At 65.4% G+C, this 16965-nt stretch carries 18 protein-coding genes; 9 read left to right on the forward strand and 9 right to left on the reverse strand.

Annotation, left to right across the window (positions count from 1 at the left end):
• Positions 1–102: 102 nt before the first annotated feature.
• Positions 103–1113: a HypE family hydrogenase expression/formation protein gene (locus AB7C87_RS19020; RefSeq protein WP_369731081.1), complete on the reverse strand. Its 1011-nt coding sequence runs from the start codon at positions 1111–1113 to the stop codon at positions 103–105.
• A 215-nt stretch (positions 1114–1328) separates the two neighbouring features.
• Between AB7C87_RS19020 and AB7C87_RS19025 the strand changes: the two genes are divergently transcribed.
• The 5 genes from AB7C87_RS19025 (at position 1329) to AB7C87_RS19045 (ending at position 5524) form a co-directional block, all read left to right on the forward strand.
• A complete protein-coding gene (locus AB7C87_RS19025) occupies positions 1329–1928 on the forward strand; it encodes a heme NO-binding domain-containing protein (RefSeq protein ID WP_369731082.1) in 600 nt (199 codons plus the stop codon).
• Positions 1925–3544 (forward strand): methyl-accepting chemotaxis protein, encoded by a 1620-nt coding sequence (locus AB7C87_RS19030; protein WP_369731083.1) that lies wholly within the window; start codon positions 1925–1927, stop codon positions 3542–3544. Before AB7C87_RS19025 ends, AB7C87_RS19030 begins: the two co-directional genes overlap by 4 nt.
• Positions 3545–3673: 129 nt before the next feature.
• Positions 3674–4777 carry a putative sulfate/molybdate transporter gene (locus AB7C87_RS19035; protein WP_369731084.1) on the forward strand — a complete coding sequence of 368 codons (1104 nt, stop codon included), beginning with the start codon at positions 3674–3676 and terminating at the stop codon, positions 4775–4777.
• Positions 4778–4857: 80 nt separating this feature from the next.
• On the forward strand, positions 4858–5058 hold the full coding sequence (locus AB7C87_RS19040; RefSeq protein ID WP_369731085.1) for a hypothetical protein: 201 nt from the start codon (positions 4858–4860) through the stop codon (positions 5056–5058).
• Positions 5051–5524, forward strand: coding sequence for a DUF7384 family protein (locus AB7C87_RS19045; protein WP_369731086.1), 474 nt, complete (start codon positions 5051–5053; stop codon positions 5522–5524). Before AB7C87_RS19040 ends, AB7C87_RS19045 begins: the two co-directional genes overlap by 8 nt.
• 37 nt (positions 5525–5561) lie before the next feature.
• Here AB7C87_RS19045 and arsM read toward each other — a convergent pair whose 3' ends face one another.
• The 4 genes from arsM to AB7C87_RS19065 form a co-directional block, all read right to left on the reverse strand.
• Positions 5562–6380, reverse strand: coding sequence for an arsenite methyltransferase (arsM, locus tag AB7C87_RS19050; protein WP_369731087.1), 819 nt, complete (start codon positions 6378–6380; stop codon positions 5562–5564).
• Between the two features lie 385 nt (positions 6381–6765).
• Positions 6766–7314: an XTP/dITP diphosphatase gene (locus tag AB7C87_RS19055; protein WP_369731088.1), complete on the reverse strand. Its 549-nt coding sequence runs from the start codon at positions 7312–7314 to the stop codon at positions 6766–6768.
• A gap of 52 nt (positions 7315–7366) precedes the next feature.
• Positions 7367–8212 carry a hypothetical protein gene (locus AB7C87_RS19060; protein ID WP_369731089.1) on the reverse strand — a complete coding sequence of 282 codons (846 nt, stop codon included), beginning with the start codon at positions 8210–8212 and terminating at the stop codon, positions 7367–7369.
• Between the two features lie 44 nt (positions 8213–8256).
• Positions 8257–8907 (reverse strand): helix-turn-helix domain-containing protein, encoded by a 651-nt coding sequence (locus tag AB7C87_RS19065; RefSeq protein ID WP_369731090.1) that lies wholly within the window; start codon positions 8905–8907, stop codon positions 8257–8259.
• A gap of 85 nt (positions 8908–8992) precedes the next feature.
• On the opposite strand from AB7C87_RS19065, the gene AB7C87_RS19070 reads away from it, so the two are divergent.
• Positions 8993–10660 (forward strand): NADH-quinone oxidoreductase subunit D, encoded by a 1668-nt coding sequence (locus AB7C87_RS19070; protein ID WP_369731091.1) that lies wholly within the window; start codon positions 8993–8995, stop codon positions 10658–10660.
• A 107-nt stretch (positions 10661–10767) separates the two neighbouring features.
• On the opposite strand, the gene AB7C87_RS19075 is transcribed toward AB7C87_RS19070, so the two are convergent.
• Both AB7C87_RS19075 and lipP1 read right to left on the reverse strand, forming a co-directional pair.
• Positions 10768–11046, reverse strand: a complete 279-nt coding sequence (locus AB7C87_RS19075) for a DUF5808 domain-containing protein (protein ID WP_369731092.1) — start codon at positions 11044–11046, stop codon at positions 10768–10770.
• Between the two features lie 100 nt (positions 11047–11146).
• Positions 11147–12124 carry a LipP1 family hormone-sensitive lipase gene (gene lipP1 / locus AB7C87_RS19080; RefSeq protein WP_369731093.1) on the reverse strand — a complete coding sequence of 326 codons (978 nt, stop codon included), beginning with the start codon at positions 12122–12124 and terminating at the stop codon, positions 11147–11149.
• A gap of 88 nt (positions 12125–12212) precedes the next feature.
• On the opposite strand from lipP1, the gene pyrE reads away from it, so the two are divergent.
• Entirely contained in the window at positions 12213–12743 is a 531-nt protein-coding gene (pyrE, locus tag AB7C87_RS19085) for an orotate phosphoribosyltransferase (RefSeq protein ID WP_369731094.1), read from the forward strand.
• Positions 12744–12764: 21 nt separating this feature from the next.
• Here the strand turns inward: pyrE and AB7C87_RS19090 are convergent, their stop codons facing one another.
• Together AB7C87_RS19090 and AB7C87_RS19095 are read right to left on the reverse strand one after the other, a co-directional pair.
• Positions 12765–13406, reverse strand: coding sequence for a ribulose-1-phosphate aldolase (locus AB7C87_RS19090; RefSeq protein ID WP_369731095.1), 642 nt, complete (start codon positions 13404–13406; stop codon positions 12765–12767).
• Positions 13403–14113, reverse strand: a complete 711-nt coding sequence (locus AB7C87_RS19095) for a ribulose-1,5-bisphosphate 5-phosphatase (protein ID WP_369731096.1) — start codon at positions 14111–14113, stop codon at positions 13403–13405. The genes AB7C87_RS19090 and AB7C87_RS19095 overlap by 4 nt, the downstream gene beginning before the upstream one ends.
• 213 nt (positions 14114–14326) lie before the next feature.
• Between AB7C87_RS19095 and AB7C87_RS19100 the strand changes: the two genes are divergently transcribed.
• Together AB7C87_RS19100 and thrS are read left to right on the forward strand one after the other, a co-directional pair.
• Positions 14327–14788: an ester cyclase gene (locus AB7C87_RS19100; protein ID WP_369731097.1), complete on the forward strand. Its 462-nt coding sequence runs from the start codon at positions 14327–14329 to the stop codon at positions 14786–14788.
• 214 nt (positions 14789–15002) lie between these two features.
• Entirely contained in the window at positions 15003–16955 is a 1953-nt protein-coding gene (thrS, locus tag AB7C87_RS19105) for a threonine--tRNA ligase (protein WP_369731098.1), read from the forward strand.
• Positions 16956–16965 lie beyond the last annotated feature (10 nt).

A 16965-nucleotide genomic window follows, 5' to 3' on the forward strand; every position in this document is an offset into this window, starting at 1 on the left:
AGAATCGATTCGAATCGGTATAACTTTCGAACCGTATTCTCCGGATCGGAAACCGCCCGAGCATCGCGTTCGATCGGCAGAAAACGCTCGTCCGTCGCCAGTCTACGACTCCTCGGCCAGTTCGGCGTATGCCCCCCAAGACGGATCGACGCTCGGATGCTCGAGGCGATCACCGTCGACGAAGACACCCCCTCCCTCGACGACGCGGCCGATCTCGGCGACGACGGTCCCGCGACTCTCGAGGGCCCCACGGACCACGTCGACGCCGTCCGGATCGACCGCGATCGCGAGTGAGCCACAGCTCGTCGCCGCCCAGGGATCGATCTCGAGTGTCTCACACATTTCGCGGACACCGGGACGCATCGGCACGGCCTCGCGATCGATCTCGAAGCGGGTGCCGGCGCCGTCTGCCATCTCGTTCAGCGCGCCCGCGAGGCCGCCCTCGGTCACGTCGTGCATCGCCGTCACCGGCCCCGCGGCGGCCGCCGTGAGGGCGTCTCGGACGCAGTAGACCTCCTCGAGGCGTTCCTGTGCATTTTCCAACACGCCTTCGGGAAGGTCGATCTGGTCGGCAAACAGCGTGCTCAGAAGTCCCACGGACTCGACGGCTGGGCCGGTCGTCAACAGGAGCCGGTCGCCGGCGCGTGCGCCGTCGGGGCGGATTATCTCGTCGTGGTCACCGACGCCCATCGCGGTCGCCGCGCCGACCCACGGATGGGACGGATCGGAGTAGCGGGCCGTGTGGCCGGTGACGACGGCGACGCCGAGGTCGACACACACCTCGTGAATGGTCGCTTGGATAGTCCCGAACGCCTCGTTGGTCATCGTCTCCGGGAGGGTAAAACAGAGCGAGAGATACGACGGCGGAATGCCGCTGACGGCGACGTCCGCGAGCACGAGGTCGAGGGCGAACCGCGCCGCGCGCTCGAATCCCAGCGCCGGAAGGATCGAAAGCGGATCAGTCGCGGTCACGAGCGCCGTGCCGTCGACGTCGATCACGCCGAAGTCGACGCCGTGTCGTGGTCCGAGGGCGACGTCGTCACGGTCGGCACCGAGGTTCGACGCGATGCGCTCGTCGAAAAACGTCCGATCTATCTTGCCGAGGGCTGTCACGTTCGATCGATCTGGATTCGACACCTTATATCGTCCGTTCCAGTTCCGCGGCCTCGATCACTCGCGGCTGTCGTTCGCCACAGTCCGTTGTGATGTATTCGATACGGTTCTCGAAACTGTTATTATGATTTCGTCAAAAATGAATAAAACATTATGAAACATGGGCCGAGTAACAGTTCGACGAGCGCACTGCAGGGTACGATCGGGGGTGAGGAATGCACGGAATCATACTGAAAACGCTTCGTGACTTCGTCGTGGACACGTACGACGAGGAGACCTGGCTCGAGATCCAGCGCGAGGCCGACGTCGACGAGAAGGTGTACGTCCCCGTGACGGTCTATCCCGACGGTGACGTCTACGAACTCGTTCGTGCTGCGGGAAGCCTGACGGGTGAGAGCCCGCGAACGATCCTCTCAGAGTACGGCCGGTGGGTCGTCCCGGCTCTGCTCGAGACCTACGACCTGCACATCGACGAGGAGTGGGACGCCCTCGAACTGCTCGCGAATATCCAGCGATTTCACACGTCGTTGCGGACGCGCGACCTCACGGAGTTGACGACGCCGCGTGTCAAAACTGAGTGGCTGGACGAGAGCCGGGTTCGGATCACGTACGATTCGGATCGACAGCTGTGTGATATCGCCCGCGGTGCGATCCAGGGGGTCGCCGACCACTTCGACGAGACGCTCCTCGTCGAGGAGACGACGTGCATGTTCGAGGGTGACGACGCCTGTCGGTTCGTCGTCGAACGGCCCGTAGCGGAGGGAGCGTCGGCGGACGAGGCGTCGACCGAACGCCGAACCGAGGTGACGCGATGACTGCCCAGCACTCGAGTGACGGCGCGGCGTCGCCGTTCCCCACGGCGATCCAGACCGACCGCCCGTTCGGATTCGGCGTCGTAATCGTGCTCGTCGGAGTGGCCGTCGCTGTCGGAATCGCGTTCGGACTCGGCGAACCTGCCACGCCGACGCTTGCCGCCGGTGTGGGCGGCGTCGTCGCCACCGGGCTCGTCGCGATACTCATCGCGTCGGTTTCGGATGCGAAGTCGGCCCCGCGGGAACGCGACGAACTCCGAAGCGCGGTCGCGGAGCTTCGCGAGCGAACGAATCGACTCGAGGACGGGAACCACAGCGTCGAGTTCGAGACGGACCGGAGTGACGTCGTCGCCGACCTCGCGGCGGACCTCACGTCGATCCGGAACCGACTCGAGGAGAGTGAGCGGACCGATCGGACGCTCTCGGATCTCGAGCGAACGGTCGGTGTCCACGCGGCCGTGACGAGGTCGGTTGCGGACGGCGATCTAACGGAGCGGTTCGATCCGGAGGGAAGCCACGACGTGATCGGCGACCTTGCACGGAACTCCAACGAGATGCTCACGGAGATCGAGGAGACGTTCTCGACGCTGAAGTCGTTCTCCGGGGAGGTCGTCACGTACAGCCGCGAACTCAACATGAGCGTCGAGACCCTCCGTTCTGAGGGCGAGCGGACCCGCGAAGCGCTCTCTACGGTTGCCACCGATACGGACGAACAGAACGAACAGCTCAGGTCGGCGACGGCGGAGATAGAATCGCTCTCGACGACGATCGAGGAGATCGCCGCGACTGCATCCGAGGTCGCCGACACCGCGGACGAAACGGCTCGCGTCGGACAGAACGGCGGCCGATCCGCGTCCGATGCGATCGAGGGAATGGCGGTGATCGAGGAGGAGACCGAACGCGCCGTTGCGGAAATCGAGGCGCTCGAGGACGAGGCGGAACGAATCGACGGTCTCATCGACTCGATCAGCGGAATCGCCGAACAGACGAACATGCTGGCGTTGAACGCCAACATCGAGGCCTCTCGATCGACCCAGGGTGGCGAGGGAGGCTTTACCGCCGTCGCCGACGAGATTCAGGACCTCTCCGAGGAGGTCTACGACTCGGTCAAAGACGTCGAGGAACGCCTCGAGGGGCTTCGAACGCGGGCGCTGTCGGCGGCAGACGAGGTGCGGCGGAGTCGTGAACGCATCGAGGGGAGTGTCGACGACGTCGAGGACGCCGCCGAGGCACTCGAGCGGATCGCCGACCTCTCCGAACGGACGAACGAGGGAGTCCAGGAGATTTCGGCGGCGACCCAACAGCAGGCGGCGTCGACCGAGGAAGTCGTCGCGATGGTCGAGGGAGCGGCGGAGACGAGCGACGAGACCGCCCTGTCGGCGGAGCGAGCGGCCCGGCGGGCGTCCGCACAGGCCGATGCGCTCTCCCACGTCGCCCACAGTGCGACCGTCCTCGCCGACCAGTCCGGGCAGCTGAATCATCATCTCGAGCGATACGATACCGAACGCGGCTACGATCTACCCGAGGCGAGAGCCGCCGACGATGTCGATCCGGAGGCGGTCTCGACGGCCGAGCCGACCCCGGAGACGATCTCTCACGCGTCGGACGAGCCACGTTGAGCCTCCGCGTCGTGGTCGGACGGCAGATCCGTGTTCGCCCGTAACCGGACGTCGGTTCGTCGACCGGGTGGTGATGTCACTTTTGGTTACTCGGAACAGTGAAACAGTTACTCGTTAAACCCACTGTCGATGGCGTACTCGTTCGTCAGATCCGGCGAATCCGAACTCGAGTTTTCGACCTCGGAACTTACGGGTGCGCTAGGTGATTCGGTTACTGTCCTCCCACTGCTCGTCGCGCTCGCGGCGACGACGTCCGTCTCGCTTCCACACGTCCTGGTCGGCTTCGGCATCTTCCAGATCGTCTGGGGGCTGTACTACCGGATGCCCCTCTCGATCGAGCCGATGAAGGCGCTCGTGGGGCTGGCGATCGTCGGTTCGCTCTCGTACCCCGAACTCGCCGCGGCCGGGTTGCTCGCCGGCGCCGTCTTGCTCGCGATCGGATCGTTTGGCCTCGTCGGACACCTCCAGCGACTCGTCGGTGAACCCGTCGTCCGCGGCGTCCAGTTCGCCGTTGCCCTGTTGTTGCTCGAGGCGGCGGTCGGACTCTCGGTCGGAAACCTCTCCGTCGCGGTGGCCGGACTCGCCGTCGTCGGTCTCTTTGCCCTCGTCGGCTACCGGAGCGTGAGCGTGTTGGTCGTACTCGCAGTCGGCGGTGTCGTCGCGGTTGCGACCGCTGGGATACCGTCGCCCGAAACCCCTGCCGTCGTTCCGTTTCCCGCCGGAACGCCGACGCTGTCGACCGCGGCGCTCGAAGGAACCGTCGCCCAGCTGGGGATGACCCTCGGCAACGCGGCGATCGCAACCGCGCTCCTCTGTGGCGATCTCTACGACCGGGACGTCTCGGCTGATTCGCTCTCGAAGAGCATGGGCGTCACCTGCCTCGCGGCGGTGCCGATCGGCGGGATTCCGATGTGTCACGGGAGCGGTGGACTCGCGGGCAAACACGCCTTCGGTGCGCGGACGGGCGGGGCGAACGTCCTTCTCGGCGTCGGCTACCTCGCGCTCGCGCTGGTCGCCGCCGGGGCGGTACTCGCGGCGTTCCCGATGGCCGTCCTCGGCGCGTTACTCGTCGTCGTCGCCGCCGAACTGGCGCGGGCGGCGCTCGAGCCCGTCTCGGGAGTCCGTTCGCTCGCGGTCGTCGTCGGTGTCGGTGCCGTCGGCGTCGCCGTCAACGTCGGCCTCGCGTTCGCCCTCGGCGCCGTCGCGTTCTGGGTGCTCTCGCGTGAGGCGTAAACGGTTGCGGACGAGAGAAGACGACGGAGACTGCCGACCGAAGCGGATTTCCTTTTGCCCTCGAGCACCAACATCGATCGATGACCGCGAGCTGGGACGACCTGTTCGACCGTGCCGAGGGGTACGACGTCGACGACGAACTCCTTTGGCGGACGGACGACGATCTCGAGACACAGCGAGCGAGCGACGACGCGACGGCGGCTGGTGAGGATTCGACGGCGACTGATGACGATTCACCAGCAGTTCGTACCGACGCGCCGGAGGAGGGTGACGATGGCTGAAAATCCGAATCCCGCACGCGTCGTCGCCGATCCCGTCGTCCTCGCTACCGATCTCTTCGTCGGTGGGGACGCCCGCGACGCGCTCGATCACGTCCGTCGCCACTCGTGGGTCGAACTCGTCGCGAGCGATCCGTTGCTCGAGGAAACCGAGCGACTCGTCACCGAACTCGGCGACACCGACCTCGCGGCGGATCACCGATCGCGACTCGAGGACGAACGCGTTCGCGTCGAACACCCGCCGGAGGACCACCCCGCGCTGGCGTCGGCCTACCAGGGTGGCGCCGCCCACCTCCTCACGTACGACGAGCGACTCACATCCGCAAAAGCCGGCCTGACGATGCAACCCAGGGTGTCGATCAGCGCCCGGCCGCCGGACGCGTTCGCACGCCTGTTCGACCCGAAAAGCCTCTACGAGGCGGTCGAAGGCGACGAGTACCCGGGTCCGGATCGAGATCCGCGGGAGTGACTCCGCCTCGTCGAGTGGGACCTCGCGACGGCCCGGCCTACGCCGGCTTCTGGGCCTCGATTCGTGCCGAGACGATCGGGAGGTCGTCGCTCCAGTCGCCCTCCGGCGTGATCGAGACGTCGACGAATCCCGCCTCCTCGAGCCACGCCTCGAGCGACTCGATTCGTGCTGCGTCCCCGACGCAGTCGGCGATCGCGTCCGGATCCTCCCGTACCTCCTGAGGTAGCGGTCCGGTCGCGACGAGATCCGAAATCGAGAGCGAGCCGCCGGCTTCGAGGACGCGAAACGCCTCCGCGAGCACTCGCGGTTTTTCGGGCGAAAGGTTCAGAACGCAGTTCGAGATTACCGTCTCGACGGTGCCGTCGGCGACCGGGAGGTGTTCGATCTCGCCGAGGCGGAACTCGACGTTCTCGAACTCGCTGTCGTCAGCGTTCGCGCGGGCGCGATCGAGCATTTCCGGGGTCATGTCGACGCCGATCACCTGGCCGTCCGGGCCGACTTCACGCGCCGCGAGAAAGCAGTCGAACCCGCCGCCGGAGCCAAGGTCGAGCACGGTCTCGCCGGACTTCAGTCCCGAGATCGCGACCGGATTGCCACAGCCGAGTCCCAGGTTTGCGCCGTCGGGGGCCGACTCGAGATCCGCCGACCCGTAGCCGATCGACCGGGCTCGGTCGTCGGCCGCCGTCGGTTCCGACTCCCCTGGCGCGTCCGCAGGGGACGATCCACAGCAGTCGTCCGCGCTCGCCGCGATCTCTCCGTACTCTTCACGTACGTAATCGCGCTGGTCGACGGTTCGATCGGTTTCCCGCTCGGTACCTCGGTCGCTCTCGTCGTCGGTCGTGGATGAATCAGTCATTTCGTGTCGGGTCGTGTCGGTCAGTCGTCGCTCGAAGCGCCGACGGGCACGGTGCCGTCGGCCGATCCGAAACCGTATCGAGCCGCGACGGCGTATTCGTCCGGCGGTCGGGCCCGCAAGCCGATGATCGGATCGTCACCGCCGTCCAGTCTCTCGGGACGTAACAGCCGCCCTCGAGCGGCCTACACTACACATCGTAAATCCTCGATTCGAACTACGCTATCGAAAACGCGGTCTCTCGATATAATTGTTTCCATAGATTCTCGAATACGGGCGGCCAGTAAGGGTGTGTGCTCGATGAGTAGGCGGAAAACGATTCCTCTCGCGTATTCAATCGTCTCGTCAATAACCAACGGAGGATCGTAAAACAACGATTTGACGTAACTTAGTGCTGATCCCCATACCACTCGGCGAACGTCGAAAGCGCCCGTCCGCGGTGGGAGATCGCGTTTTTCTCCTCGGTGCTCATCTCGGCTAGCGTCTGTCCGTTGTACTCGAAGATCGGGTCGTAGCCGAACCCACCCTCACCGCGGGGGGCGACGATCGTGCCGGCGACGGATCCCTCGAACGTCTCCGTCCGCTCGGCGTCGGCGAACGCGAGCACCGTCCGAAACTGCGCCCGTCTGTTCTCCTCGTCGCTCACGAGCCGCCACAGGCGTTCCACGCCGACCGTCTCCTCGACGTACGCCGAGTACGGCCCCGGAAACCCCTCGAGCGCCTCGACGAACAGCCCGGCGTCGCCGACGAGAACCGGCTCCGTATCGCCCAGGGATTCGTAGGCCTCCCGGGCGCCCCGGGCGGCGATCTCCTCGAGCGAGTCGCTCTGGATCTCCGTGTAGTCGTACTCGACCTGGGTGACGGCCGTGATCCCCTCGAGGTACTCCTGGGCCTCGCGGGCTTTCCCCTCGTTGCCGGTGACGAACCGAATGAGCATGTCCGAGGCGGCGCGCTCCGGGCGAATATAGCCGTCGGTTGCGCGCCAACGCTCACCCCTCCCGGGACGTGAGCCGTCGGCGGTCGGAGACGATCGATCGAAGCGCGTACTCGAGGAGCCCAGCCGCGAGGACGACCGCGAGCGGGAGCATCCACAGGAAGGCGTACAGCGTGTCGACCTCCGGCGAAACGCTGGCCGCGGCCCCGCCCGTTTCCCGGTGGACCGCGAGGGAATCCCAGGCGGTTCGATACGTCCACGAGAACGTCGCCACGAGCGCGACCGTCGGCGCCACGAGCCGGAGCCGATACAGTGCGACGACGGGGACGGCACCGAGAAGACCGAGACCCACCACGACGTAGACGAGAGCGACCGCCTCGAGGGGGGAGACCGGCGCGACCGCCGCGAGCAACGGCTCCTGGCGAACGGACGCGCTCGCCCACAGGGTGGCGAACGTGTGGATCGCCCCGCCAGCCAGTCCGACGGCGACGGTCCGCGGCGTGAGCGACGTGAGAATCGCCCGTCGATTCCGAACCGCGTACTCCCCCGCGAAGAGGTAGATCGCGAGGACCGTCGCCGAAAGCACGGGGCCGGTCGCCGCCTCCGCCGAGGGTTCCGACGGCGACAGATCCACCGGTACGAACCATAGCGGACCGAGTACGGCGAGGACGACGAACGACAAGCCGACGGTTATCGGGTAGCCCATCGCGGACGCCCCGCCGAGCAACGCGCCGAGGGCGACGAGCAACCCGACGAGGATTCCGGGCGGCACGATTCCCTCGAGGCCGTACCCCGTCGCGACGAAGTACGCCGTCGCCGCGGTCGGGAGGGCGAGCCCACCGGCTGTTGCCCCGAGAAGCGGGGACCGGCGAACCGCGGCGGCGTCGAGTGCAGGGCACATACTGTCGACTGTACACGCCGCCCGTCCAATAGCTTCTGGTGTACTTACAGATCGAGCCGTCCGATCACTCCCTGTTGGGCCTTCCGCAGGTGTTCGGCGGCCGTCCCTGGAGCACAGCCGAGTTCGTCGGCGACGTCGTCGACGCTCGCCTCCCGGGGAACCGCGAAGTAGCCGCGGTCGCGGGCAATCCGAAGCGCTTCCCGCTGGCGCTCGGTCAGCGTCTCGACCGCGTGGTCGCCGCCACGATACTCGCCGACGCGTTCGACCGTCGTCTCGATCCCGTCGGGGACGGCCTCGAGTGCCGCCCGAATGTCGTCGGGTTCGCCGACGAGTCCGAACCGGACCGACCGGTCCATCCGGTACTCGAGTGGCGGGATCGGTACGAGACTTTCACGGGAGAACGCCGAAATCAACTGCTCGCTGAGTTCGCCCCGTTCCTCGCGAACGTAGACGTAGAACGCGTCGCCGTCGCCGGCGGTGATGTCGATCGAGATGAACCCACCGAGCGATTCGATTCGCTCGCGGTAGGCCTCCCTATCGCCGACGACGTGGAAGATGAACGCGTTGTGTCCCTCGTGGGCGAAGTTCGAGGCGACCATGCGGTAGCGGTCGAACTCGTCGTGCTCGGCGACGAACCGGTGCATCGGGTGGACGTTTTCCGGGCCGTGCTGGAGCGTCAGCCGAACTGACTTCATCGGTCGTGATTCGAACGCCCGGTATAAATTCCCTCGCGAATGATGCAGAATCGACTCCCAAGACCGGCCTCGAGAGACGAACGGGATGTCTTCGCAGTCGGGACTCGAAACAGCGGCGTCGTCTTCAGCTACCGAATCGACCACTGCGGCCGAATCCGTCCTCGAGGCGTACGCACTCGACCGGGACGATCACCTGAACGCACCCGCGTTCGTGATCCGGCCCGACGAGGTCACGGCGGCGCTGGCCGACCTCCGTGACGAGGCTGGCTTCGACCACTGTGCCTGCGTCACCGCCCAGCAGTACGAGGACCGGTACGAGACGATCTACCACCTCCGGTCGTACGCAGAACCCACTCGGGAGGTGAGCGTCGTCGTTCCGACGCCGATCGACGAACCTGTCAGCCAGTCCGCGACGCCGGTCTTCGAGACGGCGAACTGGCACGAACGCGAGGCCTACGATCTCGTGGGACTCGAGTACGAGGGCCATCCCGACCTGCGGCGCATTCTCCTGCCCGAGACCTGGCAGGGCCACCCGTTGGCGCTCGAGTACGATCAGCAACAACCCCAGATCGTCACGCTCTCCGAACACGCGAACCCGATCGCGGGCGACGAGCACGACCGCGAATCCGAGACCCTCTTTTTGAACCTCGGCCCACACCACCCTGCCACTCACGGCGTCATGCACGTCAAGGCGGTGCTGGACGGCGAGACCGTCCTCGACGCCGAACCAGACATCGGCTACATGCACCGCTGTGAGGAACAGATGTGCCAGCAAAGCACCTACCGCCACCAGATCATGCCCTATCCCGACCGCTGGGACTGGGTCTCCTCCGGATTGCTGAACGAGTGGGCCTACGCCCGCGTCGCCGAGGACCTCGCCGACCTCGAGGTGCCAGAGTACGCACAGGTAATCCGCACCATGGGCGCGGAACTCTCGCGGATGGCCGCCCACTACATCGCCCTCGGCACGTACGCCCTGGACGTCTTCGGCGAGTTCACCGCAACCTTCCAGTACGCCATGCGCGACCGCGAACTCGTCCTCGACTGTCTCGAGGAGCTAACCGGCCAACGGATGATGTTCAACTACCTCAGGCTCGGCGGCGTCGCCTGGGACCTCCCCGAACCCCGCGAGGAGTTTCTCGAGGGAGTCCGAGACGTCCTCGATGATCTGCCGCCGAAGATCGACGAGTACCACGATCTGTTGGTGACCAACGAGATATTTCAGCTTCGGTGCGTCGACACCGGTGTCTTAGCGCCCGACGTCGCCAAACAGTACGGCTGCACCGGACCGGTCGCCCGCGGCTCGGGGATCGACTACGATCTCCGCCGGGACGACCCCTACGGCTACTACGAACACCTCGAGTGGGACGTCGTGACCGAATCGGCCGGCGACAACTACGCGCGCCTGCTCGTTCGGATGGGCGAACTCGAGGAGTCGGCGAAGATCGTCGAACAGTGTCTGGCTCTGCTCGAGGAGTGGCCCGAGGACGAGCGTAAGATCCAGTCGAACGTCCCGCGAACCCTGAAACCCGACCCCGGCGCGGAGATCTATCGTGCCGTCGAGGGGGCGAAGGGTGAACTCGGGATCTACGTTCGTTCCGACGGAACGGAGACGCCCGCCCGGTTCAAAATTCGGAGCCCGTCGTTTTCGAACCTCTCCGTGCTCTCCGAGATCGTTCGCGGCGAGTACCTCCCCGACCTCATCGCGGCGATCGGTAGCCTCGACTGTATCATGGGGGAAGTCGACCGATAGCAGTACGGCTGATCGTCTCCCGCTCACTCGCCGGACCTGCTGAACGTCGGGTTCGGAAAATCGCAGAACGGATCGGTCTGACCGGTCGACCGGGACACCGATCCCGATCAGTCGTCGTCGACGATGACCTCGACCGGTTCGTCCTCGCTTTCGTCCGTACTCGTCGAGGAACTCTGTTCTTGTTGCCAGAGGAGCGCGCCCGCGACGGCGACGACGACCCACGAGCGCCAGTTCGCGAGGTTCAGCGTGTAGCCGACGCCGAAGGGTTTCTCGACGAGCATCCCCTCGCCGGGCTGCCAGTACGCCGAGATCATACGGCTCAGGCTCGGTCGGTCGAAGTTGTACGGTACCCCGAGGATCTCACCGGAGGTCGGCTTCTCTGCCATGGCCGGACGTACGGCCTCACCTGATATGAGTATTGGGTCACAGTTCGTTCCGCGAGTCGCTCGAGAGACGGCGTCCCGTGGACGATCGCCGACACGAGCGTCAGGACTCGAGTTCCGTCCGCAGATCCCCGATCACGTCGTCGTAGGCTTCGTGGGCCCGCTCGAAGCTCGTCGGCTCGGAGATCATGCCGAAAAAGGCGTGGATCACGTCGTCGTAGTTGCGGTAGGTAACGGGGACGCCGTCTTCCTCGAGTCGCCGTGCGTATGCGGCACCGTCGTCCCGGAGCGGATCGAAGCCGGCCGTGAGGACCGTCGCCGGCGGGAGTCCGGAGAGGTCCGCGGCTCGTCGGGGAACCGCGTAGACGTTCCCTCGATCGATCTCGCGTTCGAAGTAGTGATCACGAAACCACCGCATGTCGTCGGCCGTCAGAAAGTATCCCTCGGCGTTTTCCTCGTAGGCGTCGGTCGACTCGACGTCGCCGGTACTGGGATAAATCAACAGCTGATAGGCGGCCTCGGGGCCCCCGCGGTCACGGGCCAGAAGCGCCGTCGCCGTCGCGAGATTCCCACCCGCACTGTCGCCCGCGAGCACGACTCGGTCGGGATCGCCGCCCAGGTCGGAGGCGGCCTCGGCGAGCCACTCGAAGGTCGCGTAACAGTCCAACAGCCCCGCCGGAAACGGGTGCTCGGGTGCGAGGCGGTAGTCGACGCCGACGACCGGGTAGCCCGAGTCGGCGGCCAGCTTTCGACAGGTGCCGTCGTGGGTATCGAGGCTGCCGATCACCCAGCCGCCGCCGTGGACGTAGATGACGACCGGCCTGCCGTCAGGGTTCGTCGTCCCATCGCCTGTTTCGGGGTCGTAGATGCGAATCGGTACCTCCCCGTTCGGCCCATCGATCGTTCGATTCTCGACGGTCTCGAGTTCGATTTCGGGCTCCTCGGTGACTCGAAGCTCCTCGGTCATTCGACGCGCCTCCGCCGGGGAGACCTCGTCGAACGAGGGTGCTTCGAGGGACTCGTACCGTTCGAGAAACGACTGGACGTCCGGGTGGAGCTCGTCGGCGCGCGTCGGCCTCATACCCTACCCCTTCGTCGCCCCGTGGAAAAAGATGCGGCGCTGGTTCGTTTCACACCGCTTATTTCGGTTCGGAACGCCCCTTCAGTCGATGGCCAATCAGGATCTCATCGATGCGCTTCGAGCCACGGACGCGGTGAAGTTCGGCGAGTTCGAACTCACCTCCGGCGCCACCAGCGAGTACTACGTCGACAAGTACCTCTTCGAGACCGACCCACGCTGTCTCGAGACGATCGCCGACGCCTTCGCCGACCACGTCGACGAGGACGACACGCTCGGCGGCGTCGCCCTCGGCGGCGTTCCACTGGCGGCGGCGACGAGCGTCGCCGCGGGCGTTCCCTACGTCATCGCGCGAAAACAGCGCAAGGAGTACGGCACCGGCAATCTGATCGAGGGGCGACTCGAGGAGGGCGAGGAGGTCGTCGTCTTAGAGGACATCGTCACGACGGGGACGAGTCTCGTCGACGCGGTCGAGGCGCTTCGCGACGCTGGCGCGACGGTCGAGCGCGCGCTGGTCGTCGTCGACCGCGAAGAGGGCGGCCGCGAAACCATCGAGGACGCGGGCGTGGAGATGGAGGCGCTCGTGACGGCGAGCGAATTACTCGCTGACCGAGACGAATAGGCGGTACCAGCGACGAACGCGTCACTGCCCGTACGATTCGAACTTCGCTACGACCGTCTCCAACTGCTCGTCCGTGAGCGTCGTCGGCTCGAGCCCAGCCGCACGCGTCTGGAGGTAGAGTCGCGCGAGGCTCTCGACGTGGTGGGTGTTCTCTACGGCCGTCTCGAGGTCAGGAGCGGTGACGACCAGGCCGTGGTTCTCGATGAACGAGGCCGTCGAGTTCGCCGCTTCCATCGCCCGAACGATGTTCTCGGCCAGTTCGTCGGTGCCGTAGGGTGCGTACTCGGCGACGGGGACACGCTTCCCGACGGCGACGATCATGTAGTGGATCGGCGGCAGTGGCTCGCGGGCGACCGCCATCGCCGTCGACCACGGCGAGTGCGTGTGGACGATCGCACCGACGTCTTCACGCCGATAGATCGAGGCGTGCATCGGCACCTCGCTACTCGGCGCCATCTCGCCGTCGCGCTGGTCGCCGTCGACGCCGACGACCGGGACGTCCGCGGGGTCGAACCCGTCGTAGGGGACGCCGGTCGGGGTGATCGCGAACGCGTCGCCGTCGCGACCGTCGCGAACGCTCAGGTTGCCGGTCCGGCCCGGGGTCAACGCGGCGAGGTCGGGCGCGCCCTCGACGACGGCCCGTCGCTGGGACTCGAGCATCATCCTATCAGCTCCGTTAGCTCGCCGAACGCATCTATCCTGTGGTCGGGGTTTCGGCGTCCCTCGAGGGGCTCGCCCGCCCACTCCCCGTCGGGGTCGAACAGCACGGTCTCGAGGCCGACCGCGTTGCCCCCCACGATATCTGCGTCGACGTTGTCACCGACCATCATCGCCTCCGACGGCGTCCGCTCGAGTCGAGCCAGCGGGAGCGTGAACATGACCGATCCGGGCTTCTCGCGGCCAGTCTCCTCGGAGGTGAGCAGTAGGTCGATGTGGTCTTCGAGCCCCAGCCGTTCGATCTTCGCCAGCTGAATCCGCGTCGTGAGATTCGTCACGACGGCGACGTCGATCCCCGCCTCGCCGAGTCTCGTCAGCGTCTCCCCGACGCCCGGAAAGAGCGCCATCTCCTCGAGGTAGGCCTCCCAGAACGCCTCGCCGAGCGCCAGAGCGTCGCCGGCGCGGGGCTCGTTGGTGTGTTCCTCGAGTGCGCGTTTGAAGTAGAGGAATCGCTCGTGGGTCGCGGCCGTTCCCGAGAGTTCGCGTTTCACCTCACGACGACCCGACTGGTAGAACGCCTCGAACGCCTCCCGGTTGAAGTCGTAGCCAAGGTCGCGTGCCTCCGCTCGAGCGGCTTCCATTCCCGTTGCTTTACACGGCGGGTACGGGTAGAGGGTGTCGTCGAGGTCGAAGAGGACGGCGGTAACGGTCATACGTACGTGGTGCTCGGCGAACCACAAAACGAGTACCGGTCGTTCGTGTTCGGTCGGAACCAGTGTGACGCGAACTGAAACGGTTTCGTCCCGGCCGGTCAGATCTGGCAGGGCCGTCCTTTATTTTCCCGATTGTGGTACGGCCTCGAGCGAACGGACCGGCGATGCGGAGTCGTGCGAACGCTTCGCGTTCGACGGCTCCGACGAAACGAGGTGAGTGACTACATGACGACCGACAGCAAAGCACTGGTTCGACGCGATCCGGAGGAGGTGTGGACCGAGGGAGACCTCGAGGTGATCGACGAAATTTTCGCCGAGGAGTTCGTTCTGCACGATCCGTCCGCTGGTGGCGAACCCCGAGGGCGCGAGGAGTACAGAGGGTACGTCGAAACGTACCGCGAGGCGTTCCCCGACGTCGAGTACGAGGTCGAGGATGCGATCGGCGACGGAGAGTACGTCACCATCCGGTACACCGCCCACGGAACCCACGACGGTGAGTTCCTGGGGCTCGAGCCGACCGGCGACCGCGTGTCGGTCTCCGGGATGGAACTCTACCGCGTCGAAGATGGGGCGATCGTCGAGATGTGGACGAATTACGACGCACTCGGCCTGTTTCAGGAACTCGGCGTCATCCCGCCGCTCGAGGAGCTCGCCGACGAACATCGGCGCCGGTGACTCGAGCCGACCGCATCGATCGCCACACCATCAGAAGGCTTTTATCCCGCTCGAGACAACTCACGTTCACGATGGTAGGTGTCCGCTTTACAGGGGCGTCAGCCCGTTTTTAACTCATACCTACCGTGCGCTGTGTCGACGTTGATCCACGACGACCAGCGGACGGTCCAGGTGGCGACCCCCCCTTGCGGAGACCACCAGCATCCTCACATCCATGTCAGAATCAGAATCAGAGCCGGAGTCAGCCGAGTCGATAGCGGTCGTCCTCCCAGACGGATCCGAACTCGAGGTCCCCGAGGACGCAACGGTCGAAGACTGTGCATACGAGATCGGTCCCGGCCTCGGCCGGGATACGGTCGCCGGAAAACTCGACGGCGAACTGGTCGCCAAAGAGGAGCCCGTCTACGACGGCGTCGCTCTCGAGATCGTCACCGACGGCTCCGAGGAGTATCTGCGGGTGATGCGCCACTCCGCCTCGCACTGTCTCGCCCAGGCCGTCTGTCGCCACTACGACGACGTCGACCTCGCGATCGGACCGCCGACGGACGACGGCTTCTACTACGACTTCGACAACCTCGAGATCGACGAGGCCGACCTCGCGGACCTCGAGGCCGAAATCGCCGAAATCGTCGAGGCGGACTACGAGATCGAACGCGAGGACGTCTCGATCGAGGAAGCCGAGGAACGCCTCGCCGACGATCCGTACAAGCTCGAACTGCTCTCCGAGTTCGCCGACGAGAACGAGCAGGTCTCGTTCTACAAACAGGGCGAGTGGGAGGACCTCTGTGCCGGCCCGCACGTCGATTCGACGGGCGAGATCGGCGCCGTCGAGTTGTTGGAAATCGCGGGCGCCTACTGGCGCGGCGACGAGGAGAACACGATGCAGACCCGGATCTACGGGACGGCCTTCGAGGACGAAAGCGACCTCGAGGAGTTCCTCGAGCGCCGCCAGGAAGCCGCCGAACGCGACCACCGTCGGATCGGCAACGAAATGAACCTCTTTTCGATCCAGGACGTCACCGGTCCCGGCCTGCCGCTGTATCACCCGCCGGGGAAGACGGTGCTGAAAGAACTCGAGGACTTCGTCGAAGAGCTAAACGAGGATGCGGGCTACGATTACGTCGAGACGCCCCACGTCTTCAAGACGGATCTCTGGCATCGGTCGGGCCACTACGAGAACTACGAGGACGACATGTTCATCTTCGACGTCGGCGACGACGAGTTCGGCCTCAAACCGATGAACTGTCCCGGCCACGCCGCTATCTTCCAGGATCAGTCCTGGAGCTATCGTGACCTCCCCATTCGCTACGCCGAGAACGGGAAGGTGTATCGCAAGGAACAGCGTGGCGAGCTGTCGGGGCTCTCGCGCGTGTGGGCCTTTACGATCGACGACGGCCACCTGTTCGTCCGCCCCGACCAGATCGAGGCCGAGGTCGAGCACATCATGGACATGATCACCGAGATCTTCGAGACGTTCGACCTCGAGTACGAGATGGCGCTCGCGACCCGTCCCGAGAAGTCGGTCGGCTCGGACGAGATCTGGGAGCGCGCGGAGGAACAACTCGAGTCGGTCCTCGAGAAACGCGATCTCGAGTACGACCTCGAGGAGGGCGACGGCGCCTTCTACGGGCCGAAGATCGACTTCGCGTTCGAGGACGCCATTGGCCGAAGCTGGGACGGACCCACCGTCCAGCTCGACTTCACGATGCCCGAGCGGTTCGATCTCTCCTACGTCGGCGAGGACAACGAGGAACACCGGCCGGTGATGATCCACCGGGCGCTGTACGGCTCTTACGAGCGCTTCTTCATGATGCTCATCGAACACTACGAGGGCAACTTCCCCCTGTGGCTCGCACCCGAGCAGGTTCGAGTCCTCCCAATCTCGGATGCGAACCTCGAGTACGCCCGCGAGATTGTAGAGCGGTTTGACGAGTTCCGCGTCGAGGTCGACGACCGCGACTCCACCCTCGAGCGCAAGATCCGCGCGGCCCACGACGACCGGGTCCCCTACCAGATCATCGTCGGCGACAACGAGGAGGAGGCCGGAAATATTTCGGTTCGCGACCGGTTCGAAGACCAGGAGTACGACGTCGAAATCGACGCGTTCAGCGCCCACCTCGAGGCCGAACGCGACGAGAAGCGGACCGAACCGGACTTCCTGCAGTAGCTCGCTCGAA

The sequence above is a fragment of the Natrarchaeobius versutus genome, from assembly GCF_041205745.1.
In the GTDB taxonomy this organism is placed as follows: Archaea; Halobacteriota; Halobacteria; order Halobacteriales; family Natrialbaceae; genus Natrarchaeobius; species Natrarchaeobius versutus.